Here is a 26,683-nt window from a genome sequence, read left to right on the forward strand (position 1 = left end):
CTCGATCGCCCTAGGTGGCCAGCTTGGCGAGCTCGCTTGCGAGGAAGCGTGCCGCCTTCAATCGCTCGGGCGGCGACTGTGTCTCACGCATCATGACAAGCCGATGATCCGGTCGGACCCGCATCTGCCCCTTGCTGTTGGCGATCCAGCCGACCAGCCTGTCGGGCCGAGGAAAGCGGTTTTCGTGAAATGTCGCGACGATTCCCTTCGGCCCGGCATCGAGCTTAGCCACGTTGGCACGACGGCAGAGCTGTTTGATTCCGACAATTTCAATCAGTTGTCGCGTCTCGATCGGCATCTTGCCAAAACGGTCCACCAGCTCAGCCGCAAAGGCATCGAGTTCGTCCGCCTCCTGCAGCGAGGCCAGGCGACGATACATGCTGAGCCTAAGGTCGAGATCGCCAATATAACTCTCAGGCATCAACGCTGCGGCATCGACCGTGATCTGTGGCGTCCAGTCCGTCGCCGAGCTGGCGGATTGCTCGGCGTCCTTGGCAGCCCGCCTGAGCTCGGTGACAGCCTCCTCCAGCATCTGGTTATAGAGCTCGAAGCCGACCTCCTTGATCTGACCAGATTGTTCGTCGCCAAGAAGATTACCAGCTCCTCGGATGTCGAGATCGTGCGACGCCAGATGGAAGCCGGCTCCCAGCCCATCTAGAGACTGGATGATCTGTAAACGCTTTTCCGCTGTATCGGCGAGCGTTCGTTCGCTCGGCACGGTGAAATAGGCATAGCCCCGGACCTTCGATCGGCCGACCCGACCGCGTAGCTGATAGAGCTGGGAGAGACCGAAGAGATCCGCGCGATGAACGATCAGCGTGTTAGCGCGCGGAATATCGAGGCCGCTCTCGACGATATTTGTCGCGAGCAGGAGGTCTACCTTGCCGTCGTAGAAATCGTTCATCACCGCCTCGAGGACGGCGGGCGCCATCTGACCATTTGCAACGGCTATCTTGATTTCGGGCACGAGGGCTTCGAGATCCTGTCGCAGTTTCGTCTGATCCGCCACGCGGGGACAGACATAGAAACACTGACCGCCGCGATGATACTCACGCAGGATGGCGTCGCGGAGCACCACTGGATCGGTCGGCGTGACGAAGGAGCGCACGGCCAGACGATCGACCGGTGGCGTAGCGATGATGGAAAGGTCCTTCATGCCGCCCAACGCCATGTGCAGCGTGCGTGGGATGGGTGTGGCGGTCATCGTTAATACATGGACCTCGGCGCGGAGCTGCTTCAGCTTCTCCTTGGCCGCCACGCCGAAATGCTGCTCCTCGTCGATGATCACGAGGCCCAGATCCTTGAACGCTACCCCCTTGCTCAAGAGCGCGTGCGTGCCGACGACGATGTCGACCTCACCGGCGATCATGGCCTTTTTCGTCTTGTCCATCTCCTTGGCGGTAACGAAGCGCGAAAGCTGCGCTACGCGGATCGGCATGCCGGCGAAACGCTGTGAGAACACATTGAAGTGTTGGCGTGCCAGAAGCGTGGTCGGCGCCAACATCGCGACCTGTCGGCCGGACATGGCGACGACGAAGGCTGCGCGAATGGCGACCTCGGTCTTGCCGAAGCCGACATCGCCGCAGACCAGACGATCCATCGGATGACCCGATGCCATGTCGCCCAGGACCGATTCGATGGCACGCAGTTGGTCCTCGGTTTCCTCGAAGGGAAAGCGCGCCGCGAACTCGTCATAAATGCCGTGCGCGAGGTCGATAGGCTGACCCTTGCGCATCGCCCGCTCGGCGGCAACTTTGATCAATTCGCCCGCGAGTTCGCGGATCCGCTCCTTGGCCTTGGCCTTGCGCTGTTGCCAACCGACGCCGCCCAGCTTGTCGAGCGCACCGCCCTCTTCGCCACTACCATAGCGCGATAATATCTCGAGATTCTCGACGGGCACAAAGAGCTTGTCGTTACCGGCGTAGATCAGTTTGAGCACATCGTGGGGAGCTCCCCCGATTTCGAGCGTCACCAGGCCATCGAAGCGCCCGATACCATGCTCGGCATGCACGACGAGATCGCCCTCGGCCAACTGCGTCAAATCGGCGATGAATTTGTCGGCTCGCCTGCTCTTGCGCGCTGCTCGGGCGATACGGTCGCCTAGTAGATCCTGCTCGCTCAGGATGTGCAACCCGTCATCAGCGATCACGCCGTGGTCGAGGGGCAGCACGACGATGACCACGCCCGGTAGCCGCCTCGCCTCGGCAAAGGTCTCGGCCCGGCTCAACCCTTCAGCACCATGGTCCTCGAGAACCTGTTGCAATCGCTCGGCTGCGCCATTGCTGGCAACGGCGATCAGCGGCTTTGCCTTGCGCCCGAGAAGCTCGCGCAGATGCCGAACGATTGCATCGAACAAGTTGGTATCGCGCGTCGCCCGCTCGGTCGCGAAATCCCTGGCGGGACGGCCATGCAGATCGATGACTTCGTCGTACCCCTTGGGTATGGCGGGCGGCGCGTTGAAGATCGAGAATTGAAAGCTCCGCCGCTCCCTGGCCGCCCGCTCGAAGCTCTGCTCATCGATATAAAGGGCGTCAGGCGGAAGGGCGCGGTAGGGAACGGTGCCAAAGGTGCTGCCTGTGGGCTCAGGCGTCCGGCGGGCCTCGTAGTGTTCGCCAATCAAGGTAGCTCGGGCGAGGACGCCCTCTCTGGCTAGATGATCAAAGGCCAGCTCGCAGTCGGCCGGCAGATAATCAAAGAGCGTAGCCAAAGAGTCGTGAAAGAGCGGCAGCCAGTGTTCCATGCCCGGAAATGGGCGACCACTTTGTACAGATTCGAGGAGTGGGTCGCTGCTGCCGACGGCGCCGAAAGTCTGCAGATAGCGCGTTCTAAAGCGTTCGATTGCAGCATCATCCAGAACCACCTCGCTGACCGCGCCCAGCTCGAGCTGCTGTTCCTTGCCGGCCGAGCGTTGGGTCAATGGATCGAAGCGGCGAATGCTTTCGATCGTCGAACCAAAGAAGTCCAACCGTACGGGCGCCTTGGCACCTGTGGGAAAGACATCGAGCAAACCGCCACGGACGGCATATTCGCCAGTCTCAACGACGGTCCCCGCGCGCCGATAGCCATTGCGCTCGAGATGGCGGATCAGGTCCTCGCGATCGACGCGCGTGCCAGTGCGCGCGGTGAAGTGTCCTGCCGCAACGGCCTCGGCCGGCGGCAATCTCTGCAGGACCGCATTTGCCGTGGTCAGGATCAATTTCGGCGCCTGGTCAGCCGGATGGAGCAAGGCCGCGAGCGTGCGTAGACGCGCTGCCATGACCTCGCCATTGGGTGAGATCCGATCGTAGGGCACGCAGTCCCAAGCCGGCAGGTTCAACACTTGAACTTGCGGCGCGAAGAAGTGGGCGAGCTTCTCTAACTGAATCAGTCGTGGCTGATCCCTGGCGATGAAGAGAATGGTCGAGGCATCCCCTGACGTCAGGCGTTGTACAACGAAGCGAGCCTCGAGGCCGTCCCGTGACGCACTAAGTAGTGTTCGCGTCGGCAAAGACTCGGCGGCCAATTCGGCTGCGAAAGATTCGGCGACGGATTCGACGACGTCGCCGTCTTGGATCGATCCAGACGGAGTCATCGGGCGCGGTGGCTCCGTGCTAAAGCTATCTGCGTGCTTTTGATCAAGGCCAGCACGTCATTGTCGTGACGGGCTGGAACAGGCCTGCTGCCAACGATCCAGGCAAAGATGTCGTGATCGCTCTCGGCCAGCAGCGTCTCGTAGCGACCGACCTGTTCCTCGTTTAAACTGGCCAGATGCTCCTCCGCGAACCGTCCGAGAATGACGTCGCTCTCGAGGAAGCCGCGATAGCGGCTATGATGCACAAGGCGCTTCTTGCGGATGGCTAGAGCATCCAATGACATGATGCTACCCGACTACTCGTGAAACAAAGCCCGACGATCGATGACGAACGCGAGTGGCAAGATCGTCTCGATCCCCTTCTCGCACCGGTCACCTCCCTCGATGGCGTGGGACCGAAAACGGCAGCCGCCCTAGCGAGGCGGCTCCGCCGCGACGCCGTGCGCTGCATCGACTTGGTCCTTCTAGCACCTAACGGCAAGATCGACACGACCTCCGGCGACGATCTTGCGCTTGCGACTGGAAGGCTTGTCTGCCTGGAGGTCGAGATCCTGGCGCACCGTCCGGCCAGGACATCGAGGATGCCTTACGTCGTCGTCGCCAAAGTGGGGGAGACGGAGCTCGATCTGATCTTCTTCAGGGCACGGCCTAAGTGGCTCGCCGAGCGCTACCCTCTCGACACGCGCTGTCGGATCATCGGCCGGATAGGGATCTATCGGGATCGATATCGCGTGGCGCACCCGACACTGGCATCTGAAACTGAGGCCGGACCTGGATCACTCGTCTCCTATGGAACGGTTGAGGGGATCCCCCGGAGCAGATTCAATGCCTTGATCCGGCAAGCGGTCAACAGAACGCCCGAACTTCCGGAATGGCTGGATGCCGGCCTGCTCGCGAAGCATGGCTGGCCAGGCTGGCGCGAGGCCATCTTGACGCTGCACGCGACGAACACGGCCGAGGCCGCCAGACGGCGCCTGGCCTTCGACGAGATCCTCGCCTTTCAACTCGAGCTTGAATCGAGCCGGCGCACCATCGAGCAGCTTCCCGCCATGTCGTTGTGCGATGAGCAAGGCTTACAACGGGCTTTTTTGTCTCGCCTTCCTTTCGTGCCCACGAACGACCAGCTTCGCGCCATCCAGGAGATCGAGGCGGACTTGGCTAAAGAGCGGCCCATGGGTCGGCTTCTCCAGGGTGACGTCGGCAGCGGCAAGACGCTCGTGGCCGCCTGTGCGATGCTCACCGCGGCGGCCTGCGGCGCACAGGCCGCCTTGATGGCGCCGACCGAACTCCTGGCACGGCAGCATCATCGGACATTATCTCAATGGTTCGAGCCACTGGGCGTCGAGGTCGTGCTGGCGACAGGAAGCGAGACACTGGGAGCACGACGCCAATTTACCCAGGCGCTGGCCAGCGGCAACGTCAAGCTAGCCGTCGGTACGCATGCCCTGTTCCAGGACAAGTTGATCTTCAAAAATCTGGCGCTGGTCGTAATTGACGAACAACATCGTTTCGGGGTCGAGCAGCGACAGCGATTGATCTTGAAGGCCAGAGCGGGACGCGCCGCGCATCTTCTCGCGATGAGCGCCACGCCCATTCCCCGCACCTTGCTTCTAGGACTATACGGGGACATGACGGTTTCGTCGCTTCGACAAAAGCCGCCCGGCCGCTTGCCGGTCAAAACGCGCCTTATTGCTGCGGACCGGCAGGATGAAGTTATGGCATCCTGTGGTCGTGCCCTCGCCAATGGCGAGCGGATCTACTGGATTTGTCCCTTGATCGAAACGGATGAGGTCTCGGCCAGCCAGGACGCCGCGATCCAGCGTTTTGCCACTTTGGCCCTGTTGTTTGGCGAACGCGTCGGCATCGCGCACGGACGGCAGGAGGCTTCGGAACGCGAAGCGCAGTTGCGGGCCTTCGCCGCAGGCGACATTCAGCTTCTCGTTGCGACCACGGTCGTCGAAGTCGGCGTCGATGTGAGTGAAGCCACGATCATCGTAATCGAGAGCGCTGAGCGATTCGGTATGGCGCAATTGCATCAGTTGCGTGGAAGAGTTGGTCGGGGCGTGAGGCCATCTTTTTGTCTGCTGCTCTATAACGCGCCCCTTAGCTTTTCCGCGCGGCAAAGACTACAGGCGCTCAGACAAACAGAAGACGGCTTTGCGATTGCCGAGAAAGACATGAACCTAAGAGGCCCAGGTGACATCCTGGGTTTGAGGCAAAGTGGGCTGCCTGAATTTCGAATGGCGGATCTGAAAAAGGATGCGGATCTGCTTGCTCTAAGCTCGGTGGTGGCTGCCTCAGCAGCAAAAGGTCGACGAGAAAACTCCGCACGTCGTCCCCTCGATCTTTTGGTATTGCTGCATCGAGCTCTGAATGCCTGGGCCGCATCAGCCAACATCATCAAGGTATAGAAACATTAAGAGCGTAAGAGTTTTTTAGATAAATTTTATTCTTAATTTCCTTAGATGGATATCTCTACATTCAATTTGACAAGTGCCAACCAGAGCGAGAAATCTACGGCGATAGTTCTTTGATATGTGGCCGGTGTGGCCATTCGTATCGTAACATACTGTGCGATGTGCTTCATGATTCATACTGCACCACCTGACTACACGATGCGCGAACTTCTTCGCGAGCGTGATCGGCTATGCCGTGATCATTGGGAAACCAAATATTCCCTGCCGGAATGGACCATAGCACCGCTCCTTGCCGCCGGTCTGACGCGGGCGGAATTGGCAACAGTGTCAACGGGCACCGAGGCAGGAGAAAAGGCCCGCCTCGATAAGCTGGAGCAACTGATTGCCGAGGTCGATCGTGAGCTCCTAGCGATCGTCATCCAGGTTCGCACCGGTCAGGCGGGAGAACGCGCCAGCCTCGCGAGTGTGATTAAACTGGCCATCCAGGAACTGCAATCCGAACGCCGAGATCACGACCATGGCCGCGCAGATCTCGTGGCCCGGTTGCTGCAACTTGCGTCCAGCTGTCTTGAGCCTGACAGACCGCGCGAATCTGCCAGTCCGATTATGAAGCCCAGCATTCCAGCTTAGCATTACTCGCGGGTCCACGCAGGACGGCTTATTCCTCGCCGCCTGCCTTGTCGGTCGCAAGTCCCGCCTTTTCAAGGCCGGCCAGTCGTTCTCGGGCAGCGATTGTCAATTGGATACCGACGTCCTTTAGCTGCTTTTCGCTTGCCGGGCTCGGCGCGCCGAGAAGAAGTTCCTCCGCACGCTGACTGAGCGGAAAGGCCGTGACTTCCCGGAGGTTTGGCGTGTCCGCGAGCAGCATAACGATCCGATCGATTCCCGGTGCGATGCCACCATGTGGTGGAGCACCGAACCGCAAAGCGCGCAGCATACCACCGAATCTTGTCTCCAGCTCATCCTGTCCGTATCCGGCGATGGCAAATGCCTTGGCCATGATGTCAGGCCGATGGTTACGAATAGCGCCGGAGGAGAGTTCGATGCCGTTACAGACAATGTCGTACTGATAGGCAAGGATATCGAGAGGATCGCTGCCCTCCAGGGCCTGAAGGCCGCCTTGCGGCATGGAAAAGGGATTGTGCGAGAAAACGACCTGCTTGAGGTCCTCGTCCCACTCAAACATCGGAAAATCGACAATCCAGCAGAACTCGAAGACATTCTGCGTCAGCAGATTAAGGTCCTGGCCGACTTTCATTCGGGCCGAACCCGCGAATTTCGCCATCTTGCCGGGTTGACCAGCAACGAAGAAGACGGCGTCGCCATCGCCAAGCCCGAGTTTGTCGCGAATTTCAGCGGTTCGTTGTTCGCCGATATTTTTGGCGATCGGACCCGCCCCCTCGCCTTCGCGAAAGAAGATATATCCAAGTCCCGGCTGACCTTCGCCCTGGGCCCAGGCATTCATTCGATCGCAAAAGGTGCGACTTCCGCCGCCCTTGGCTGGAATGGCCCAGACTTCAGCCTTTGCATCTTTTTCCAGGATCGAGGCAAAGACCTTGAAGCCCGATCCGCGAAAATGCTCGGAGACATTGCACATGACGATCGGATTGCGAAGATCCGGCTTGTCCGACCCATAAAGCCGCATCGCCTCCGCGAACTTGATTCTCTTGAAGGGTGCTGGGGAAACAGTCCATCCTTCGGGCTTGAACTCTTCGAACAGTCCGTGGATCACCGGTTCGACCGCGGCAAACACGTCCTCCTGGGTCGCGAACGCCATCTCGATATCGAGCTGGTAAAATTCGCCGGGCGAACGGTCAGCCCGGGCGTCCTCGTCGCGAAAGCAAGGCGCAATCTGAAAGTACCGGTCGAATCCGGAGATCATGTAGAGCTGTTTATATTGCTGCGGCGCCTGCGGCAGCGCGTAGAACGTCCCGGGATGCAGGCGCGAGGGCACCAGGAAGTCACGGGCCCCTTCCGGCGAACTTGCCGTCAGGATAGGCGTCTGAAATTCCGTGAAACCCTGCTCTTCCATGCGACGGCGAACGCTCGAAATGATGGCCGATCGTAGCCGAATATTGCGCTGCATCTGCTCGCGCCGCAGATCCAAGAAGCGATAGCGTAGACGCGTTTCCTCGGGAAAATCCCGGTCGGCATTCACCTGCATGGGCAGCACGTCGGCTGTCGACTGAACCGTGAACTGGTCGGCGACGACCTCGATAGCCCCTGTGGGCAGGTTGGGATTGATCGCGTCAGCGTCGCGGGCGATGACCTGTCCCTCGATCGTGATGACACTCTCAAGACGCAGCGATTCGGCATCACCGAAGAACGGGCGATCAGGATTGACGACGATCTGGGTAAGGCCCGTATGATCACGAAGATCGATGAACAGAAGTTGCCCATGGTCGCGCTTGCGATGCACCCAGCCGCTGAGACGTGCGGTGTGACCGACATCGGTCACGCGAAGCTGGCCGCATCGATGCGTTCGATAGACATGCATGGCGTTAAGCAATCCTGTTCCTCAAATGGTCCGGACTTCCCTTTTTGCAAAAGAGCCGTGCCAGAACGGCGCGGAGGAAGTCACGAAGGTCAAAGCCATGTCAAGCGACCTTACGACTTGAAGGCTGCCATTTTGCCCCTTGCCGATATCGAGTTTACATGACGCTGATCGCCGACAACAATTCCCTCATCGCATTCTGCGAACGTCTCAAGGGTGAGCGGTTCATCACCATCGACACCGAGTTCATGCGGGATCGCACGTTCTGGTCCAAGCTCTGTCTTATCCAGATCGGTGGCAGCAAGGAGGCGATGGCGATCGACCCTTTAGCACCCGGCCTCGATCTCGAGCCGATCATCGAGCTCATGGACGATCCAGCGATCCTCAAAGTTTTTCACGCCGCAAGGCAGGATCTCGAGATCTTCTGGCGAATTTCCGGACGTCTGCCGACACCCCTCTACGATACACAGATCGCGGCACAGGTCTGCGGCTTTGGTGACGAAGTGGCATACGAAACCTTGGTCAGCAAGGTAGCCAAGGGGCGACTCGATAAGAGTTCACGCCTCACCGACTGGTCACGGCGACCGTTGAGCGAAGCACAAATAAATTACGCCCTCGGCGACGTCACCCATCTACGCGTCATCTATGAACGCCTGGCCCGTCAGATCAGCGCTGCGGGACGCAGCGAATGGGTGCAGGCGGAAATCGACCAACTTTATAAACCGTCCCTGTTCGAACAGAATCCAGAGGAAGCTTGGCGCCGCATCAAAGTGAGAACGCGTGACCCGCGATTTCTCTTAATGGTGCAGCGCTTAGCTACCTGGCGTGAACAGGCGGCCCGCACGCGCGATCTACCGCGTAATCGCATCCTTCGCGACGACCTTCTCCTCGAGCTCGCGGCCTCTCGGCCCAGGACGATCGAAGATCTGAAATCCCTCGATCGAATCACGCTCGATCGGGAGAGCACGCATCAGGTCTTCGGTATCGTCCAGGACGTCTTGGCAGCTCCAGGCTCGGCATTGCCCACGATCGAACAGCCTGCCGATCCTCCCCGCGGCCTCGGGCCGCTCGTCGAGCTGCTGCGAGTGCTGCTCAAACTGCGTTGCGAGGAGGCCGATGTCGCCCAGCGGCTTGTTGCTTCCGCGGGCGATCTGGAGGCAATAGCCATAGACGATCAGGCCGATGTACCAGCGCTCTGCGGCTGGCGTCGCGGGATCTTCGGCGAAGCCGCTCTGGCCCTAAAGCACGGCACAATTGCCCTTGCCGTCAGAGACGGCCGACCGTCTATCGTCGAGTTGCCCAGGTAATTCAGACGACCTGGGTCGCTGCGAAGATCCGTCCAGGGCTTACCAACTGATCCTGCGCTTCGATGAGCAACAACTCGTGCGAGTCTGCCCGATGGGTGGCGGCTACGAGGCCGTACATGGCCGAGCTCGCATGCTCCAGGGATGACCGGGCGTCCCGCTGTTTGAGATACGAGGCCAGGTATAGGGCGGTGAAAGCATCGCCGGTGCCGTGCATGTCGAGGGGCAGCCGCGGCGTCTGCACCAGCCAGGAAGCTTCGGCGGTATGGGCAAGGATGCCCAGCGTGTCGCGCTCGCCGGGGAGCTCCAGGCTGGTGACAACAACGATCTCAGGGCCGGACTTTCGGATGAGTGAGGCTGCCTCGACGGCTTCCGCTAGATTACTGATCGAGCGGCCGGCCAGATAGGCCAGCTCGAACTGATTGGGGGTCACGATGTGCGCCGCCGGAACGGCCCGATCGCGGAAGAACTCGGGGATACCGGCGCGAACGAAGAAGCCACGACCCTGGTCGCCCATTACGGGATCACAAGTGTAGATCGAATCGATACTGGCGCGCCGCACACGCTCCACCGCATCGAGTACGACCTGACCGCTCTCAGGTGCTCCCAGATAACCCGACAGCACCGCCCGGCAGGTGGCGAAAGCGCCGCGCTCCTCAATTCCTTGAATGACTTCGCGCACCCATTCAATATCGACCGATCGTCCGCCCCAGCTTCCATAGCCCGTATGATTGCTGAAGAGGACGGTCATCACCGGCCACACTTCAAAGCCCAGCCGCTGCAGCGGGAAGACCGCGGCGCTGTTTCCAGCATGGCCATAAGCCACCGAGGACTGGATCGAAAGTATGCCTTCCACGTGCCATATCTCCACTTGAGCCGTAGATCGAAAGGCACCGGCCAGCCGCTGCGCCCAGAATTTTGTGGGTATGAGCTTTTGTCGTCGAAGGCTAGGGCCTGAGGCTCACGCATCCCGCGCTCATGGTCGGCCTCGTCACCCTGGAGAAATTTCGTGAGTAATCCATCGTCGATGCGGATCAATTATGACAAGTCGTCACTGGACGAGACGATGGTTGATCCTGACCCTCTCGTCCAATTTCAAAACTGGTTCGACGAGGCGTTGGCTGCGGGTCTGATGGAACCCAACGCCATGGCCTTGGGCACCGTCGATGCGGACGGCAATCCTTCCACCCGCATGGTACTTTTGAAGGCTTTCGACCACCAGGGCTTCGTGTTCTATACCAATTATGAAAGCCGCAAGGCCATCGAGCTCGATCAAAGCAGGCGCGCCTCGCTGCTTTTCTGGTGGGACAAACTCCAGCGTCAGGTACGCATTGAAGGCTGGGTCGCGCGAAGCGAGCCCGAGGCGGCCGATGCCTATTTCGCGTCCCGTCCCTACGCCAGCCGCATCGGTGCCCTCGTCTCGCCCCAAAGCCGGATCATCAAGACCAGAGGCGAATTGGAGGCCACCGAGGCCGCCGCCCGCGAGCGTTATCCCGAAGAGGTACCCCGGCCCGCCCATTGGGGGGGCTATCGTGTTGTGCCCCGTTCCATAGAATTCTGGCAGGGACGCAGCTCCCGGCTGCACGACCGGCTGCGCTACAAGCTCGACGGCGAGACGTGGCGAGTCGAACGTCTAGCTCCCTGAATCAGGTTTTGCACTATAACGGAAGCAGCTATGCTAAGCTTGCGCGTGACTGGCGATGGAGAGTGGCATGAACGAACGGAAAACTGTCTTCATCACGGGCGCTAGCCGAGGCATTGGCCATGCAACCGCGGCTTATTTCGTCCGCCAGGGGTGGCGGGCGATCACCTGCTCACGAGACCCGGTGCCGCCTCAGTGCCCTCGAGACGAACGTCATGCCCATATCACGATAGACCTTGCAAATATCGATCGCCTTGAAGGTGCGATCGAACAACTCTACGCGATTTTGGGAGACGGGGAGTTGCATGCCCTCGTCAATAATGCCGGCTATTCCCCAAAAGCCCCCGATGGGAGCAGGTTGGGCTGCCTGGATGGCGATCTGGCGGTCTGGCAAAAAACGCACGCCATCAATCTTATGGCGCCAGTCTTTTTCGCTCGAGCCTGCGTGCCTATGCTTCACAAGACGCAAGGTGCGATCGTCAACATCACCTCGATCGCCGGCACGCGCGTTCACCCGTTTGCCGGCAGTGCCTATAGTACTTCCAAGGCGGCGCTGACGGCGCTGACAAGAGAACTCGCCGCCGACGTGGCGCATCTGGGCATTCGCTGCAACGCGGTCTGCCCAGGCGAAATCAACACTGCCATTCTCTCGCCCGGTACCGACAAATTGGTCGAGCGTATTCCCCTCAAGCGACTGGGCTCGCCCGAAGAGGTAAGTGCGATCATCTATTTCCTCTGCAGCGATGCCGCATCCTACATCACCGGTGCCGAGATCCCGGTAAATGGCGGCCAGGATCTCTTCTAGGCTGTCGGCAGGGTGAGCTGACCAACAAATTCAGGAGAATTATGGGAGGCGTCGACAATCTCGAACGCGGCCGTCCAATCAGACGGATCTTGCGCCAGCAGGATCGTGCGGCACTAGGGACCTTGCTGGACGGCTCGCCCTACGTTTCGCTCGTTTTAATCGCTTATGATCACAGCTGTCGCCCGCTCCTGCTACTCTCCACACTGGCCGAGCATACGCGTAATCTCAAGTCGGACGATCGCGCGTCCCTCCTGATCGACGACACGAAAAGCATGCCAACACCCTTGAGCGGGCAACGGGTCACTCTGCAGGGAGTCCTCCAACCGATCGACGACCCGGCTGCCGCCCGTCGTTATCTGGCGCGACATCCAGATGCCGGCATCTATGCGGGCTTCAAGGATTTCGCGTTCTATCGACTCGAGCCGGACAGGGCTCACACAATCGCGGGTTTCGGCAAGATCGAATGGCACGCGGCTACGGATTTTATCTTGGATAACTCGGTTGCTGCCACGCTCGATGAGGCCGAGTCCGATATCGTCGACCATATGAATGCCGATCATCGAGACGCCCTCGATCTAATTGCGCGCTGTCTGGCTGCTCGCGGAGATGCGGGTTGGGTGATGACGGGGATCGACGCCGACGGGTCCGATCTCCGACGCGAGGATCAGGTGATACGCCTGCCGTTTTCCAGTCCGGTCGCTAACGCCGACGAAGCACGCCGAGAGCTGATCGCGCTGGTCAACGAGGCAAGAGCGCGGGACCTGCAGGCGCCATGACCCGTCTTGGCTTGGTGCTCGGCGGCGCCCGTTCGGGAAAGAGCCGCTTTGCCGAGGAACAGGTTCTGGCCAGCGGGCTGCAACCGATCTACATCGCGACCGCCGAGGCCTGGGATGAGCAGATGCGAGAGCGCATTGCCCACCACAAGGCCAATCGCCAAGGCAAGGGATGGCAAACACTCGAGGAGCCCACGGCCCTGGATAGCGTTATTTCCAGCGTAGCGCGCGCCGATCGATTTTTGTTGGTCGACTGCCTGACACTCTGGCTGACCAATCTGATGATGGCAGATCGCGACATCGACATCGCGGTCGAAAAGCTGCTCGACGTTGTGGTCGCGCAGCCTGGAAAACTCCTCTTCGTATCCAACGAGGTCGGCCTCGGCGGTGTTGCTACCACCCCCCTGGGCAGGTCGTTCGCCGATCATGCGGGCCGGCTTCATCAGCGGCTGGCAGAAGTGGCAGACGAGGTCGTTTTGATGGTCGCTGGCCTGTCGCTCTGGCTGAAGCGCAGCCCGGAAAGCTAGAGTTTGCATCTCCTCCTCGCCAAGGACGCACCAGCCTCACTTGAAGGCGAAGCCGTCGATCTCGATCAATCGCCAGCCGATATCGTGTTTTTATCCTTTGCTGACACGGAACTAGCGCTCCTTAGCGCTGCCGCCGCGCAGCGGGACGCTTGCGCGCCATCGCTCCGCCTCGCCAGCCTGCTGCAATTGCAGCATCCAATGTCGATCGACCTTTATCTCGAAAAGACGATCGCGGGTGCCCGGCTGGTGATCGTTCGCCTGATCGGTGGTCGTTCGTACTGGGCCTATGGCGTGGAGCAGTTGTCCCTGTTGGCCGGAGCGGAAACATTCCAGCTCGCCCTCTTGCCTGGCGACGACCGCGAAGACGAGGAACTACGCAGGCTGTCGACGGTGGATGCTACATCGCTCGCGCGATTACAGGCCTATCTGGTCGAAGGCGGTCTGGAAAATGGGCGTGCGTTTTTGAGCTACGCGCATTGCCTTCTGGAGCCAAGGCTCTCGGCCCTCCCGCCCCTCGCCTTGCCAAAGCTGGGCTTCTACCGCCAGCCCGATCCGGCTCTGGTCGAGGGCGAGATTGCGCTCATCGTCTTCTATCGCGCTTTGATGCAGTCGGGCGATACGGCGCCCGTCGATGCTCTCATCGAGGCGTTGGCCCAACAGGGTATCCAGGCAGCTGCCTTGTTCGTGACGAGCCTGCGCGAGCCGCAGGCATCCGCGCTCGTCGCGGCACAGCAGGAGCGGCATCGCATTGGAGTCGTCCTCAACATGACGGGTTTTGCCCTAGGGGGGATGGATGAGCGAACCCCTGACCCCTTGCAGATTCCCGATTGCCCGATTTTGCAGGTCATTCTCTCGAGTGAAAGCGAAGAAAGCTGGATAACGCGCCAGCGCGGCCTCGTCCCGCGGGACCTGGCGATGAGCGTTGCCCTTCCCGAAATCGATGGCCGGCTCCTGGTCGGAGTCGTGTCGTTCAAGTCGGTCACGGAGCTGGACCCGGTAACGCAGATCCGACCGGTTCGACACCACCCGAGGCCCGATCGCATCGCAAGGGTCGCATCGTCCGCAGCCGCCTGGCTGCGACTGCGACGTACCCAGACGAGTGAGCTCAGGGTGGCGCTGATCCTCGGCAATTATCCCCCTCGCGATGGCCGCATCGCCAATGCGGTGGGCCTCGACGCCCCAGCCAGCCTCATGGTCATCCTGCAGGCGATGGCGGACCAAGGCTATGACATCCGGGATTGTCCGGCTTCCGCGGCTGACCTGATGACGGCGCTACGAGCGGGGGTGACGAGCGATGCCGCTTCGCTTGGTCGTCGGCAGGTCCGGGTGCGCTTCGAGGTCGAGCGCTACCGTGCCTGGCTAGCCGCCTTGCCAGAAGCTGTCTCGAAGGCGGTCGATGAACGCTGGGGCGACGCCGCGACCGATCCATTCGTCGTTGATGGTGCCTTCTCACTCCCGGTCCTCCCTTTAGGCAACCTTGTCGTGGGATTGCAGCCATCACGCGCGCCGGGGCTGGATCCGAATGAGACATTCCACAGTCAAGATCTCGTGCCGCCCCACGCGTATCTGGCCTTTTATGCCTGGATACAAAACGGCTTCGACGCGCATGCCCTGGTTCATATCGGCAAGCACGGCTCGCTCGAATGGTTGCCGGGCAAGGCGCTTGCCCTGTCGGCCGACTGTTGGCCGGAAATCCTGCTCAATTCCATTCCGATCATCTACCCTTTCATCGTCAACGATCCCGGTGAAGGGGCCCAGGCCAAGCGCCGGTTGGGCGCCGTCATCGTCGATCATCTGACGCCGCCTTTGGCCCGGGCTGGCACCAATCAATCATTGGCCCCACTCGAGCGCCTGTTGGACGAGTATGCACAGGCGCAAAGTCTCGACCCGACGCGTGCGGAACGCTTATGCCGGGAAATATTCGACTTCGCTCAAGCAACGGGCCTCGCGCGGGACCTTCAGCTTGACGACGAAGCCGATCCAACCAATCTGACAGCGATCGATCGCCATCTTTGTGATCTGAAAGAATTGCAGATCCGCGATGGTCTTCACGTCTTTGGCCGCGCACCTGCCGGCCACGAGCGCGCGGCCTTGCTCTTGGCTTTGTCGATGAACGCGCCTGCCGATCGCGCTCGGCCTTCGCTCATGGACGCCCTTGTCACCGATCTGGGCCTGGACGCGCACGATCCCTTCGAGATCGATCCGGCCACGACATGGGATGGTCCACGTCCCGACATCCTCACCTCGATCCTCAATGGAAGCTGGCGTCACGTCGGCCATACCAGGCAACGATTGGAACGCCTGGCCCTGGCACTGCTGGCTAAAAGCAAACAGCCATCACCTTCCTGGCGTCGAACGGTCGAGACGCTGGCATGGCTCGAACACGACGTTGCCAATTTGCTCGATAGCTCCGCCTCAGACGAGATCGCCAATCTGATGAAGGCTCTGGAGGGCCGTCGCATCCCCCCTGGGCCAAGTGGCGCCCCGACGCGCGGTAGACTGGACGTGCTACCGACTGGCAGAAACTTCTATTCCGTCGATACGCGCGCCGTCCCTACGCCGGCCGCCTGGGAGATCGGCTGGGCCTCGGCCAACGCCATTATCGACCGCTATTTGCAGCAGCATGGCGTGTGGCCTCGGCAGATTGCCCTTTCGGTCTGGGGCACCGCCAACATGCGGACAGGCGGCGACGATATTGCCCAGGCCTTGGCTTTTCTCGGCTGTCGGCCGGTGTGGGATACGCAAAGCTATCGGGTGACGGGAGTTGAGGTGATGCCACTAGCTGTCCTCGGACGGCCCCGCATCGACGTTCTTCTACGCATCTCGGGATTCTTTCGCGATGCGTTTCCCGCTCAGATCGAATTGCTCGACGATGCGATCCGGGCCATCGCTAACTTGGACGAGCCACCCGACGAGAATCCTCTTGCGGCAACCGCTCGCGCGACGTCTCAACATCTTCAGGCCGAGGGACTGTCGGCTACGGAGGCCAATCGTATCGCGAGTTTTCGCATTTTCGGCTCGCCGCCGGCCAGCTACGGCACCGGGATTCAAGAGGCGGTCGATCAGGACCGCTGGCGCGATGAAGGAAATCTGGCAGCCCTCTTTATCAGGCACGGGGCCTATGCCTACGGTCGCGGCAGCGCAGGGAGGCTCGAGGAGTCTACTCTCGTCGAGCAGCTTCGCCGGACACAGCTGGTCATCCAAAATCAGGATAATCGCGAGCATGACCTGCTCGACAGTGACGGCTACTACCAATTCGCTGGCGGCATGGCCTTAGCGGTGCGAAGCCTCAGCGGCAGACAGCCCGAAATCGTCCATGCCGATCACTCCCACGGCAAGCTCCCGCATCTTCGATCGCTCAAGGAAGAACTCGCTCGTATCGTCAGAGGGAGGGCCAGCAACCCCAAATGGATACGCGGCATCATGCTGCACGGCTATCGCGGGGCTAGCGAGATAGCTGCCACCGTCGATTTCCTGCACGCATTTGCGGCCACGTCCGGCGAGGTCGAGAGCCACCATTTCGACATTCTCTTCGATGCCTATCTCCAGGATGATGAAGTCCGGACCTTCCTCAAGATCGCAAATCAAGACGCTCTTCGCGAGATCGCCTCGCGGTTTCGCCAGTCGATCCAGCGCGGATTCTGGCAGCCACGCCGCAACAGCGCGGTTGTCCTCCTGGATGAATTGCTGGCCTAGCGGTCAGTTCGCCATCAAGACAGGCAACTCGGCCTCGGCCAGGATATGGCTGGTCGCACCGCCGAAGATCATCTGTCTGAGGCGGCTTTGCGTGTAGGCTCCCTTGACCAATAAGTCGCACGACAAGTCGGCGGCCTCAGCCAGTAAGACTTGGCCCACGGAACGGTTGTTCAGGAGGACCTCTCGCCAATCGGCCGTAATGCCGTGGCGCCGCAACGCCAAAGCCGCTTCGGCGGCACTCGGACCAGCGACGTTCCGCTCGACCGCAACAACGCTCACCTTCTGTGCCTGGCGAAGGAAGGGCATGGCGAATGCCATCGTGCGCGCGGTCTCCGTACTGCCGTTCCAGGCAATCATGACATGCTCGCCTAGCGTGGGCGGGGCCACCGGTGGTGCAACCAGGATGGGCCTGCCGGTCTCGAACAAGGCCGACTCCAAGGCCGCCATGCTAGGTGCTACCGAATCCCTTAAGGGACGTCCTACCACGATCAGATCGAAGACACGGCCGATCGAGCCGATGGCCGATGGACCGTTGGCGGTCTCGATGCGCCAATCTGCCGACAGGCCGACCTTACCGTCGACGGGCCGGACGAGATGATGCTCGTGCATGAACGTCTCGAACGTCACGCGGGCTTTCTCCGCGCGGTCCTTGGCTTCCCGTTCGAACCCCGAGACAAGATCCGGAGCCGCGGCGACGAAACCATCGGCGCCCGCCGCGATGACGTCCGGCTGTCCGGGCCGCATATGTAGGCCTTCGATATAGCTGTCGAATCGTCGCCCCACCGCAAGCGCGCATCCCAGAACGGCGGGCAGGACGGCGCTAACCTCGAGGTGCGCGAGAATATTCTTCACCGGAGGTCTTCCTCGCTGTTCGCAGTCATGATGCAAGCGAGTTGAACCGAGAGCGTTGCGACCGTCAACTCGCTCCCCATCATGTCATCCTGGTGGCGTCGGCTCTTCCTCGCATAGGCAGCGGTAGAGAATCGGCCGACGGTTGCTAGGCGGCGGTCCAGCGGCCACGCCAAGCTCGAATGAAACCGACGATCCCGCCGCGGCGTGGATGCTTCCATCCGGCAGTGCAAGAATGAGATCCTGGCCGAAGCCGAGGCACGCAACGCCGTTCTCGATAGCTCTTGCTTGCGCGAGGATGCGCCAAGGACCGAGCTTGTCGGCCCGACCTACCCATAAAAGCAGTTCCGCGCCGCCAAGACGGAGCGCCCGAGCGACCTCAGGGTGGTCGAGATCCTTGCCCAGCAAAAGGCCTACCCGGCCCATGCGCCATGGCACGATCGTCATCCAGTTGCCGGCGCTGAAACCGCCGGCGATATCCCCGCCATCGGGATGCGTGCCGCGATAATTTGCCTGTGCTCCGCCCGTGTCGTCGACGAACGTCAAGGCGCGGTATTGCCGTCCCGTGCAGGTCTCCTTGTAAGCCCAGGCGACGTGAACGCCTCGTTCGCGGCAAGCCTGACCGAGCGTTTCGTGGGAACCCGAATCAGAAAGCAAGGGCGGACAGTGGTCGGAAGCGCGGACCAGGCAGAGATCGCCCGAAGTCGCGTCTGCAAGGACTTGGTGCCAAGCCTCAACTGTTCGCGGTTGGTGATCGGCGTCAATCGCGCGCACTCGCATCGTCGGGTCGCGATCGCTCAGTTCATGAAGGTGGTGCATTTTTCACCAAAAAGCCAATGAACGGCCATTTTCATGAACTATATCTCCTCTGGATGGTGATGCTGGATGTCGATTGGGTGCACGGTTCTGAACACCCGACGCCCCTATCACCAATATTATTCTCGCCAGATGGGTAAATGCCATGGCTGCTCAAAAGGATAGCTTCTTGACTCGTGGTGCTTTGCGGCGGATCCGCCTCTTGAGCGTGGTGTCCGGGGCCACCTTGCTTGTGGCGACCGGTGCCGTCGTGCCGTTTACCGGGCATGTGGCCCAGGCTCAGACGGAAACCAGCAGTTCGGCCGATCGCTACAACGATTCCTATGCCGATCTCGTTCAGCGCGTCATGCCGGCGGTCGTTAACGTCTCTGTCGAAAAGACCGAACAGGTGGATGCCGAGCGCACGCCTTTGGACGACCCTGAGATGCGCCGTTTCTTTGAGCGTTTCTTCGGTCAGCAGATGCCAGCTCCAGATCAGCGGTCTCACTCGGAACGGGAGTTGGGCGAAGGTTCGGGCTTCGTGATCTCGAAAGACGGTTACATCGTGACCAACGCCCATGTGGCAGGCGGCGCGTCGAAGATCGAGGTCTCCTTCCAGGATGGCACGAAGCTTCCGGCTACGCTGAAGGGCATCGACGAAAAGACGGATCTAGCCGTCCTCAAGGTCGAGGCGCATAAAGATTTGACCTTCGTCTCGTTCGGCGACAGTAGCAAGGTTCGCGTCGGCGACAAGGTGCTGGCCGTCGGCAACCCCTTCGGCCTGGGTGGCACAGTGACGGCTGGCATCATCTCGGCCACGCAACGCGAGATTGGTGCCGGGCCGTATGACGACTTCCTTCAGGTCGATGCAGCGATCAACCGCGGCAATTCCGGCGGCCCGACCTTCAACCTGAACGGCCAGGTCATCGGCATCAACAGCATGATCTTCTCGCCGTCGGGCGGCAGCATCGGCATCGGCTTCGCGATCTCGTCGAATCTTGCCAAATCGGTCATTCAGCAGCTGACCGACGATGGTAAGGTCGATCGTGGTTGGCTGGGTGTGGGCATTCAGCCGGTGGATGAGGATATCGCCTCCAGCCTCGGCCTCAAGAAGGCAAGCGGCGCCCTTGTGAGCAAGGTGGAAGAAGGCAGCCCCGCTGAGGCGGCTGGCCTCAAGACCGGTGATGTGATCGTCGGCTTCAACGGCAAGGCAGTCGAGAAGGTGCGCGACCTCACCCGCGCGGTCGCTGACACAAAGCCAGGCAGCACAGAATCACTGGACGTCGTTTCAGGCGGTTCGACTCGTAGCGTCAAAGTTAATATTGGCGAGATGCCGACAGATACCACCAAGGTGGCCGCAAACGATCAGGATGGAAGCAAGTCGCAGGCCAAGATCGGCTTGGCGCTGGCGCCGCTCTCACCTGATCTTCGCAAACAATTGAACCTGCCGGCGACGGCTAAGGGAGTGGTTGTCAGCGACGTCGAGGATGGCAGCCCGGCCGCATCCAAGGGCATCCAGGCCGGTGATCTCATTCTCAAGGTAGGCGACAAAGCCGTGTCGCGCCCGGAAGACGTGGTCAAGGCGATCACGGCGGCCCGGGAGCGTGGTGAAAAGGCCGTCTTGATGCTCTTTCAACGCGACGGCGCCCAGCTCTTTGCGGCTGTTCCTTTCTCCGTGTCTTGATGCGGGCATTCGATGGCCCACTACCGATCTCTGGACGAGGCCCTCGCTTCGCGCGAAGAAGACATCGCGCCTGCGAGGGCGAACCTCCTGAAAGGGAGTAGTTATTGTGCAAGTATCCACGCTAAACAGCCCTGTTGCTAAACCGGTGAGCGCTGCGCAAAAGACCATGCGAACCCTGGTAATCGAAGACGACAAGGACGCGGCCGCCTATATGGCCAAGGGTCTTTCCGAAAGTGGCCACACGGTCGAGGTGGCGCATAATGGCAAGGACGGTCTGCTTTTGGCGGCGACCGAAGGTTTCGACGTGCTCGTCGTCGATCGCATGCTGCCGGGCCTCGATGGTCTCAACCTCGTCAAGACCTTGCGAGCTACCGGCAATCGGACTCCCGTTCTATTTCTCAGTGCGCTGGGCGAGGTTGACGATCGGGTCAAGGGATTGCGCGCCGGGGGTGACGATTATCTCGTCAAACCTTACGCATTCTCCGAACTCCTGGCGCGCCTCGAGGCACTCGTCCGTCGACGCGCCACCGAGTCCAATGATGGACGCGAAACGATCCTTCGCTATGTCGACCTGTCGATGGATTTGCTTTCCCGGAGAGTCGAGCGGGGCGGCAAGGAAATTGAACTGCAGCCGAGAGAATTTAAAATTCTCGAAGTATTGATGCGGCATCCCGGTCAGGTCATGACACGCACGATGCTCTTGGAAAAAGTCTGGGATTATCGATTCGATCCGCAGACTAATGTCATTGACGTCCACATCTCTCGACTGCGGCAGAAAATCGATCGCGGCTATGAATATCCCCTCATCCACACGGTCAGGGGCGCCGGGTACAGCCTCAGGGCTCCGGACAAGGCTTCTTAAATCTTCGACTTTTCGCCTCACCGCGGTCTACCTTCTGGTCTTCGGTCTATCGGCTCTGGCTCTCCTCGCGTTTGTCTACGGTCTGGCCTCCAGCTTCATGGAGCGTCAGACGATGGAAACTATCGACGCGGAGATTCAGGGGCTCGACGAGCAGAGCCAGCAACAGGGGATCTTGGGCCTCAAGCGCATCATCGAGCAGCGATCAAGCATCGAGGGTGACCCTGATCGGATGGGCATCTACCTGCTCGTCGATTGGGACGGAAATTACGTTGCCGGGAACCTGCCGCACTGGCCGGACGCGGATCTCCTTCCTGATTCGACGCTGCGTTTCAGCTTCGAGACCGTCGCGTCCAACAATCGCGTCATCCAGCGCTGGGTGTCGGCCAAGGCGTTCGTCGTCAGTCAGAAATTCCGCCTTCTTGTGGGACGCGACATCACCGAAAAGCAACGCACTCAGCAGTTGCTCTGGAGTTCGGTCCTGGTCGGCACGAGTGTCATGATCCTGCTCGGCCTCGGTGGCGGCTTCGTTGTAAGCCGGTGGACGTTGGGCCGGATCGAGCTGATCAATCGGACGACTACCGCCATCATGGGGGGCAACCTCGGCAAGCGCATCCAGGTCGAGGGCGGCGGCGACGAGTTTGACGAACTCGCAACGAACCTAAATGCCATGCTGGAGCGTATACAACGACTTCTGGCTGGCATGCGGGAAGTCACTGACAATATCGCGCATGACCTTAGAACCCCACTCTCGCGCATCCGCTCGCGCATTGAGGTGGCGATGATGCACGACCTGAGCAGTGCCGAGGCGCATGAGTTGCTCGAGGCTACGGTACAAGATGCGGATAAGCTGATCGAAACATTCAATGCGTTGTTGAACATCGCCCGCGCAGAAGCGGGTAGCCAGCGTTCGGAATGGGAGGAGATCGGCCTCTGTGATCTGGCGCGTGATGTTGTCGAGCTTTACGAACCACTAGCCGAGGTCAAGAACATTACTTTGCGACTCGAAGCCAAGGAAGGTGTGTCAATCATCGGCAGCCGCCAACTGGTCGCGCAGGCGCTGGCCAACATCACCGACAACGCCATCAAATACACACCAGAGAACGGGGTCGTAACGGTTACCATCAGCGACGAGCCCTCTCCCACGATTCTCGTTGCCGATAACGGACCGGGCATCGCGGCTAATCTTCGAGAGAAGGCTCTCGAGCGGTTTGTCCGCCTCGATCCCGATCGCTCCTCACCTGGAAACGGGCTCGGTTTAAGCCTGGTGAGCGCGGTTGCGAGGCTGCATGAGGCGAAGCTGACACTCGACGACAATAATCCCGGCTTGCGGATCGCGATCAGTTTTCGGCGTCCGTCAAGTCGCTGAATCAGCCGTCCCTCCTGGCGAGGTCTCTATGCGTGGCAGCTATTTCGACATGCCTCGAGCGCGCCCTCGGTAACCAGAAGACGCTCTCCAAGCATCGTTTCTACGAGAATGCGCCGTCCATCCTGATCGTCTTCGACATGGATGAGATCGACCGGCACACGAGACTGGCGCAGGATGAGATAAGGACGGCAATTCTGGGTGAAATTTCCATCGGCGCTGCTGGTTGCATCGGTCATCTGGGTCATCGATCTCACTTCCAAGCTTGGCAACGCTGGTTGTTGCGTCGCACGTCGGGACCATTCATGGGCCAAGAAAGCTAATGGTGAGTTAACGATGCTATAAGGACTTATTGACCCTGCGATCCCTCGCGTATGGCAAGCGCATGGCTCAAGGACTACTTGTTCTTTGCGACAGTTAAATCCGTCTGGCTTACGGCCCCTGGCCTCGAGTAGCCGAGTAGGGATGAGTTTGTGACGATTACGACACCGCGCCGCTTCTACACGACGGAGCTTGCGCCATGTCCTTACCTGGACGGCCTGAAGGAACAGCGCGTACTGACCACGCTTCGTGGCGAGGATAGTGAGGCAGCCCTCTCGGCATTCACTGAAATCGGCTTTAGGCGCAGTCAAACCTACCTTTACCGCCCAGCCTGCCCTTCGTGTCGGCGATGCGTTCCGGTGCGGATCGTAGCGGACCGTTTCGAGCCCAGCCGCCGTTTCCGCAAAGTGCTACGACGAAATGCCGATCTTAGTTGGGCCGTCCTGCCCAGCGTGGCTTCCGAAGAGCAGTTCGAGCTCTTTCACCGTTATCTGGCAGCGCGCCATCCAGACGGCAGCATGATGTCCATGGAGTGGGCGGACTATCGAGCCATGCTCGAGGACTCACCCGCATGTACGATGATCATCGAATTTCGTTATGCGGACGGCAGGCTTGCGGGGGTCAGCCTGACCGACCAGCTAAGAAACGGTCTCTCCGGCGTCTATAAATTCTTCGACCCGATCCAGTCCGCTCGTTCGCTTGGCACCTTCATCATTCTTTGGCACGTGCAGGAAGCGGTCAGGCGAAAATTGCCTTATGTCTATCTCGGCTACTGGGTCGAAGGATCCAAGACCATGGACTACAAGGCAGACTTCCAACCAGCCGAGCGGCTGGGAATCAGAGGCTGGCAGTTGTTCGAACCCTCCTCGACGGGCGGATAATCGCTGAGTTTTTACAACCGCCGCGATTATCGAGCGAGATTGCCTTGATCGATGACCATGATATAAGCGCGCTCGATTGCCGAACGCGCTCAGATGGCCGTGGTGCCGAAACGCATCTCTTCCGGCCATTTAAGACGTGGTATCGATGACAGTTTCAAAACAATGCTCCAGTCGATTCTCGGTATCGGCGCTGGGCGGTCGTTGACAATCGGCAGAAGTTCGAATGGCAAAAGAATCGAAGATGGCCAAACTCGAGATCGATATCGACTACATTGCGAAGTTAGCAGAACTTCTGCAACGGACTGGTTTAACCGAAATTGAGCTTAGTCAGTCGGAGACCAAGATTCGAGTTGCGCGCCAAGTCCAGCAGATCGTCGACGTTGCGACCCATGTTCCAGCTCTCGCTGCTGGACCCGCCAGCACCGTGGTTGCCGCCGCTGAAACTGCCGCCACCGATTATTCTTCTCACCCTGGCCTCGTGACCTCACCCATGGTCGGCACGGCTTATACGGCAGCCGAGCCCGGCGCGCCTCCCTTCGTCACTGTCGGCCAGGAGATCAAAGAGGGTGCTACTCTCGTGATCGTCGAGGCCATGAAGGTGATGAATCAGATCCGGGCCCCTCGTTCGGGCCGCGTTACGAAAGTCTTTGTCGAAAACGCCGCTCCGGTCGAATTCGGCGAACCCCTCATGATCATCGAGTGATGGCGAGCTTGTTCAACAAGGTTCTGATCGCCAACCGAGGCGAGATCGCGCTGCGCATTCTCCGCGCCTGCCGCGAGCTTGATATTTCGACCGTAGCGGTACATTCGACAGCGGACGCATCGGCCATGCATGTCAGGCTGGCCGATGAGAGCGTTTGCATAGGTCCGCCCTCGGCAACCGAATCCTATCTCAACGCGGCAGCTATTCTCTCCGCTGCCGAGATCACCGGCGCCGAAGCCATCCATCCCGGCTACGGCTTTCTTGCTGAGAATGCCGATTTCGCCAGCATGGTGGTCGAGCATGGCTTTACGTTCATCGGTCCTGACCCTTCGCAGATCAGGATCATGGGCGACAAGATCCGTGCCAAGCAGATGGCCGTGGAGTTGGACCTGCCGACGGTACCGGGTACGGCCGATGCCATTACGGGCGAGGAGGCAGCGATCAGCGCCGCCGAGGAGATCGGCTATCCCGTGCTGATCAAGGCCGTCGCCGGCGGCGGCGGCCGTGGCATGACCGTCGTCCACGACGAAGGAAGCCTGATCGAGGCGCTCAAGCTAGCGCGCTACGAGGCGAAGATGGGCTTCGGCGACGATCGAGTGTACCTTGAAAAATACCTTGATCACCCGCGTCATATCGAGATCCAGGTTATTGGCGACAAGTTCGGCAATGTCGTGCATCTGGGCGAACGGGACTGCACCCTTCAACGCCGGCATCAAAAGATCATTGAGGAAGCGCCGTCGCCCGTCCTCTCCGCGGCCGAACGGGAGGCTATCGGCACGCGTGTAGCTGCGGCCATGCGAACATTCGGCTATAGCAGCCTGGGCACGATCGAGTTCCTCTGGCAGGACGGTCGCTTCTATTTCATCGAGATGAATACGCGCCTGCAGGTCGAGCATCCGGTGACCGAACTCGTCACGGGGCGCGACTTGATTCGCGAGCAGATCAGGATCGCGGCCGGCGAACCGCTCAGTTTCGGGCAGAGCGACATTACGTTCACTGGCCATGCGATCGAATGCAGGATCAATGCGGAGGATCCACGCACGCTCATGCCCGCGCCTGGCAAGGTCACAGCGTTTCATGCTCCAGGCGGCCCGGGAGTGCGAACGGATTCGGCACTATATTCAGGATATTCGGTCCCGCCTTATTACGATAGCTTGATCGCGAAGGTCATCGTCCACGATACAAACCGTGAAGCGGCGATCCGACGAATGGACCGAAGCCTTGCCGAAACCGTCATCGACGGCATCTCGACCAGTATACCGCTTCTACGAGCGCTCTGTGAGACCGACGATGTCAAAAAATCCAAGTATGATACCGGCTGGCTCGGTCGTTTTCTTGCCGATTGGGACGGGAACTAAGCCGCCGGCCGCTTCTGCCGCGCGCTGCTGACGGCCGAATTTGAGCCATGCGAGTCCTCAACTCGGCCGATCTTCTCAGTTGCTACGCCCGAGGCGAATTCCCGATGGCCAACGATCGGGACGATCCGACCATATATCTTGTCAATCCGGAAAGGCGCGGCATCCTGCCCCTGGATGGGTTCCATATTCCCCGGAGCCTTCGCAAGACAGTCAGACGACGTCCCTTCGATATTCGTTGCAACACCGCATTCCGCCAGGTCATCACCGCTTGTGCCGATCCGACCCCTGAACGGCCCCGGACATGGCTGAACGATGGTCTCATCGAACTTTATGTTGAACTTCACCATGCCGGTCATGCCCATAGCGTCGAGTGCTGGCAGGATGGCCGACTGGCAGGTGGCCTCTACGGCGTCAGCCTGGGCGGGGCATTTTTCGGTGAAAGCATGTTCTCGTACCGGACCGACGCCAGCAAGGTTGCGCTTGTCGACCTGATCGGCCGCCTGCTTGCCGGCCATTTCCTGCTGCTCGATACGCAATTTGTGACAGACCACCTACGGCGGTTCGGCGCCTTAGAGATCGCGCGCACCAGCTATCTCAGCAGGCTGCGGCGAGCCCTTCGTGCTGAGGCACGCTTTCCG

The 26,683-nt window shown here is 60.1% G+C and carries 21 protein-coding genes and 1 pseudogene; 15 read left to right on the plus strand and 7 right to left on the minus strand.

What is annotated here, in order from left to right; all coding sequences use genetic code 11:
* Positions 1–10 precede the first annotated feature (10 nt).
* Positions 11–3,571, minus strand: coding sequence for a transcription-repair coupling factor (gene mfd / locus CFB17_RS03125; RefSeq protein WP_088559952.1), 3,561 nt, complete (start codon positions 3,569–3,571; stop codon positions 11–13).
* The gene (locus CFB17_RS03130; RefSeq protein ID WP_088559953.1) at positions 3,568–3,855 is read right to left on the minus strand and encodes a succinate dehydrogenase assembly factor 2; all 288 of its coding nucleotides are present in this window, start codon (positions 3,853–3,855) and stop codon (positions 3,568–3,570) included. Before CFB17_RS03130 ends, mfd begins: the two co-directional genes overlap by 4 nt.
* A gap of 18 nt (positions 3,856–3,873) precedes the next feature.
* Between CFB17_RS03130 and CFB17_RS03135 the strand changes: the two genes are divergently transcribed.
* Together CFB17_RS03135 and CFB17_RS03140 are read left to right on the plus strand one after the other, a co-directional pair.
* Entirely contained in the window at positions 3,874–5,982 is a 2,109-nt protein-coding gene (locus CFB17_RS03135; RefSeq protein WP_088559954.1) for an ATP-dependent DNA helicase RecG, read from the plus strand.
* Positions 5,983–6,156: 174 nt separating this feature from the next.
* Positions 6,157–6,618, plus strand: coding sequence for a hypothetical protein (locus CFB17_RS03140; protein ID WP_133063827.1), 462 nt, complete (start codon positions 6,157–6,159; stop codon positions 6,616–6,618).
* Between the two features lie 28 nt (positions 6,619–6,646).
* Here the strand turns inward: CFB17_RS03140 and aspS are convergent, their stop codons facing one another.
* Entirely contained in the window at positions 6,647–8,485 is a 1,839-nt protein-coding gene (gene aspS, locus CFB17_RS03145) for an aspartate--tRNA ligase (protein ID WP_088559956.1), read from the minus strand.
* A gap of 158 nt (positions 8,486–8,643) precedes the next feature.
* Between aspS and rnd the strand changes: the two genes are divergently transcribed.
* Positions 8,644–9,789: a ribonuclease D gene (gene rnd / locus CFB17_RS03150; RefSeq protein ID WP_088559957.1), complete on the plus strand. Its 1,146-nt coding sequence runs from the start codon at positions 8,644–8,646 to the stop codon at positions 9,787–9,789.
* A gap of 1 nt (position 9,790) precedes the next feature.
* Here rnd and pdxY read toward each other — a convergent pair whose 3' ends face one another.
* On the minus strand, positions 9,791–10,642 hold the full coding sequence (pdxY, locus tag CFB17_RS03155; RefSeq protein WP_088560223.1) for a pyridoxal kinase PdxY: 852 nt from the start codon (positions 10,640–10,642) through the stop codon (positions 9,791–9,793).
* Between the two features lie 171 nt (positions 10,643–10,813).
* On the opposite strand from pdxY, the gene pdxH reads away from it, so the two are divergent.
* From pdxH to cobN, 5 genes are all read left to right on the plus strand, one after another.
* Positions 10,814–11,431 carry a pyridoxamine 5'-phosphate oxidase gene (gene pdxH / locus CFB17_RS03160; RefSeq protein WP_088559958.1) on the plus strand — a complete coding sequence of 206 codons (618 nt, stop codon included), beginning with the start codon at positions 10,814–10,816 and terminating at the stop codon, positions 11,429–11,431.
* Between the two features lie 67 nt (positions 11,432–11,498).
* Positions 11,499–12,233 carry an SDR family NAD(P)-dependent oxidoreductase gene (locus tag CFB17_RS03165; protein ID WP_207761918.1) on the plus strand — a complete coding sequence of 245 codons (735 nt, stop codon included), beginning with the start codon at positions 11,499–11,501 and terminating at the stop codon, positions 12,231–12,233.
* Positions 12,234–12,274: 41 nt separating this feature from the next.
* Complete coding sequence (locus CFB17_RS03170) at positions 12,275–13,009, plus strand: HugZ family pyridoxamine 5'-phosphate oxidase (RefSeq protein ID WP_088559960.1); 735 nt, start codon at positions 12,275–12,277, stop codon at positions 13,007–13,009.
* Positions 13,006–13,533 carry a bifunctional adenosylcobinamide kinase/adenosylcobinamide-phosphate guanylyltransferase gene (gene cobU, locus CFB17_RS03175; protein WP_088559961.1) on the plus strand — a complete coding sequence of 176 codons (528 nt, stop codon included), beginning with the start codon at positions 13,006–13,008 and terminating at the stop codon, positions 13,531–13,533. Before CFB17_RS03170 ends, cobU begins: the two co-directional genes overlap by 4 nt.
* Positions 13,534–13,536: 3 nt before the next feature.
* Positions 13,537–17,229 carry a cobaltochelatase subunit CobN gene (gene cobN / locus CFB17_RS03180; protein ID WP_088559962.1) on the plus strand — a complete coding sequence of 1,231 codons (3,693 nt, stop codon included), beginning with the start codon at positions 13,537–13,539 and terminating at the stop codon, positions 17,227–17,229.
* Between the two features lie 3 nt (positions 17,230–17,232).
* On the opposite strand, the gene CFB17_RS03185 is transcribed toward cobN, so the two are convergent.
* Positions 17,233–18,081: a universal stress protein gene (locus tag CFB17_RS03185; RefSeq protein ID WP_207761919.1), complete on the minus strand. Its 849-nt coding sequence runs from the start codon at positions 18,079–18,081 to the stop codon at positions 17,233–17,235.
* A gap of 84 nt (positions 18,082–18,165) precedes the next feature.
* Complete coding sequence (locus CFB17_RS03190; protein ID WP_088559963.1) at positions 18,166–18,897, minus strand: nitrilase-related carbon-nitrogen hydrolase; 732 nt, start codon at positions 18,895–18,897, stop codon at positions 18,166–18,168.
* Between the two features lie 166 nt (positions 18,898–19,063).
* On the opposite strand from CFB17_RS03190, the gene CFB17_RS03195 reads away from it, so the two are divergent.
* The 3 genes from CFB17_RS03195 (at position 19,064) to CFB17_RS03205 (ending at position 22,785) form a co-directional block, all read left to right on the plus strand.
* Complete coding sequence (locus CFB17_RS03195) at positions 19,064–20,557, plus strand: DegQ family serine endoprotease (RefSeq protein ID WP_165769398.1); 1,494 nt, start codon at positions 19,064–19,066, stop codon at positions 20,555–20,557.
* Positions 20,558–20,723: 166 nt separating this feature from the next.
* Positions 20,724–21,419 (plus strand): winged helix-turn-helix domain-containing protein, encoded by a 696-nt coding sequence (locus CFB17_RS03200; protein ID WP_088559965.1) that lies wholly within the window; start codon positions 20,724–20,726, stop codon positions 21,417–21,419.
* 112 nt (positions 21,420–21,531) lie between these two features.
* Positions 21,532–22,785 carry a sensor histidine kinase gene (locus CFB17_RS03205; RefSeq protein WP_165769399.1) on the plus strand — a complete coding sequence of 418 codons (1,254 nt, stop codon included), beginning with the start codon at positions 21,532–21,534 and terminating at the stop codon, positions 22,783–22,785.
* 26 nt (positions 22,786–22,811) lie between these two features.
* Here the strand turns inward: CFB17_RS03205 and CFB17_RS03210 are convergent, their stop codons facing one another.
* Entirely contained in the window at positions 22,812–23,030 is a 219-nt protein-coding gene (locus CFB17_RS03210; protein WP_133063828.1) for a hypothetical protein, read from the minus strand.
* 225 nt (positions 23,031–23,255) lie between these two features.
* On the opposite strand from CFB17_RS03210, the gene CFB17_RS03215 reads away from it, so the two are divergent.
* The 4 genes and pseudogenes from CFB17_RS03215 to aat form a co-directional block, all read left to right on the plus strand.
* Positions 23,256–23,984 (plus strand): arginyltransferase, encoded by a 729-nt coding sequence (locus CFB17_RS03215; RefSeq protein WP_088559968.1) that lies wholly within the window; start codon positions 23,256–23,258, stop codon positions 23,982–23,984.
* A 241-nt stretch (positions 23,985–24,225) separates the two neighbouring features.
* Positions 24,226–24,687, plus strand: a complete 462-nt coding sequence (gene accB / locus CFB17_RS03220) for an acetyl-CoA carboxylase biotin carboxyl carrier protein (protein ID WP_088560225.1) — start codon at positions 24,226–24,228, stop codon at positions 24,685–24,687.
* An 8-nt stretch (positions 24,688–24,695) separates the two neighbouring features.
* Complete coding sequence (gene accC, locus CFB17_RS03225) at positions 24,696–26,045, plus strand: acetyl-CoA carboxylase biotin carboxylase subunit (protein WP_088560226.1); 1,350 nt, start codon at positions 24,696–24,698, stop codon at positions 26,043–26,045.
* A 104-nt stretch (positions 26,046–26,149) separates the two neighbouring features.
* Positions 26,150–26,620: pseudogene (gene aat, locus CFB17_RS19905) on the plus strand (leucyl/phenylalanyl-tRNA--protein transferase); the annotation flags it as partial.
* Positions 26,621–26,683 lie beyond the last annotated feature (63 nt).

The organism is Arboricoccus pini, from assembly GCF_900187945.1.
GTDB classification, from domain to species: domain Bacteria; phylum Pseudomonadota; class Alphaproteobacteria; order Geminicoccales; family Geminicoccaceae; genus Arboricoccus; species Arboricoccus pini.

What these genes read in the sequence shown, in the direction of transcription:
- mfd (WP_088559952.1), bottom strand. Translation starts at nt 3,571, where the DNA reads ATGACTCCGTCTGGATCGATCCAAGACGGCGACGTCGTCGAATCCGTC.
- CFB17_RS03130 (WP_088559953.1), bottom strand. Translation starts at nt 3,855, where the DNA reads ATGTCATTGGATGCTCTAGCCATCCGCAAGAAGCGCCTTGTGCATCAT.
- CFB17_RS03140 (WP_133063827.1), top strand. Translation starts at nt 6,157, where the DNA reads ATGATTCATACTGCACCACCTGACTACACGATGCGCGAACTTCTTCGC.
- aspS (WP_088559956.1), bottom strand. Translation starts at nt 8,485, where the DNA reads ATGCATGTCTATCGAACGCATCGATGCGGCCAGCTTCGCGTGACCGAT.
- rnd (WP_088559957.1), top strand. Translation starts at nt 8,644, where the DNA reads ATGACGCTGATCGCCGACAACAATTCCCTCATCGCATTCTGCGAACGT.
- pdxH (WP_088559958.1), top strand. Translation starts at nt 10,814, where the DNA reads ATGCGGATCAATTATGACAAGTCGTCACTGGACGAGACGATGGTTGAT.
- CFB17_RS03165 (WP_207761918.1), top strand. Translation starts at nt 11,499, where the DNA reads ATGAACGAACGGAAAACTGTCTTCATCACGGGCGCTAGCCGAGGCATT.
- CFB17_RS03170 (WP_088559960.1), top strand. Translation starts at nt 12,275, where the DNA reads ATGGGAGGCGTCGACAATCTCGAACGCGGCCGTCCAATCAGACGGATC.
- cobU (WP_088559961.1), top strand. Translation starts at nt 13,006, where the DNA reads ATGACCCGTCTTGGCTTGGTGCTCGGCGGCGCCCGTTCGGGAAAGAGC.
- CFB17_RS03190 (WP_088559963.1), bottom strand. Translation starts at nt 18,897, where the DNA reads ATGCACCACCTTCATGAACTGAGCGATCGCGACCCGACGATGCGAGTG.
- CFB17_RS03200 (WP_088559965.1), top strand. Translation starts at nt 20,724, where the DNA reads ATGCGAACCCTGGTAATCGAAGACGACAAGGACGCGGCCGCCTATATG.
- CFB17_RS03205 (WP_165769399.1), top strand. Translation starts at nt 21,532, where the DNA reads ATGGAAACTATCGACGCGGAGATTCAGGGGCTCGACGAGCAGAGCCAG.
- CFB17_RS03210 (WP_133063828.1), bottom strand. Translation starts at nt 23,030, where the DNA reads ATGACCCAGATGACCGATGCAACCAGCAGCGCCGATGGAAATTTCACC.
- accB (WP_088560225.1), top strand. Translation starts at nt 24,226, where the DNA reads ATGGCCAAACTCGAGATCGATATCGACTACATTGCGAAGTTAGCAGAA.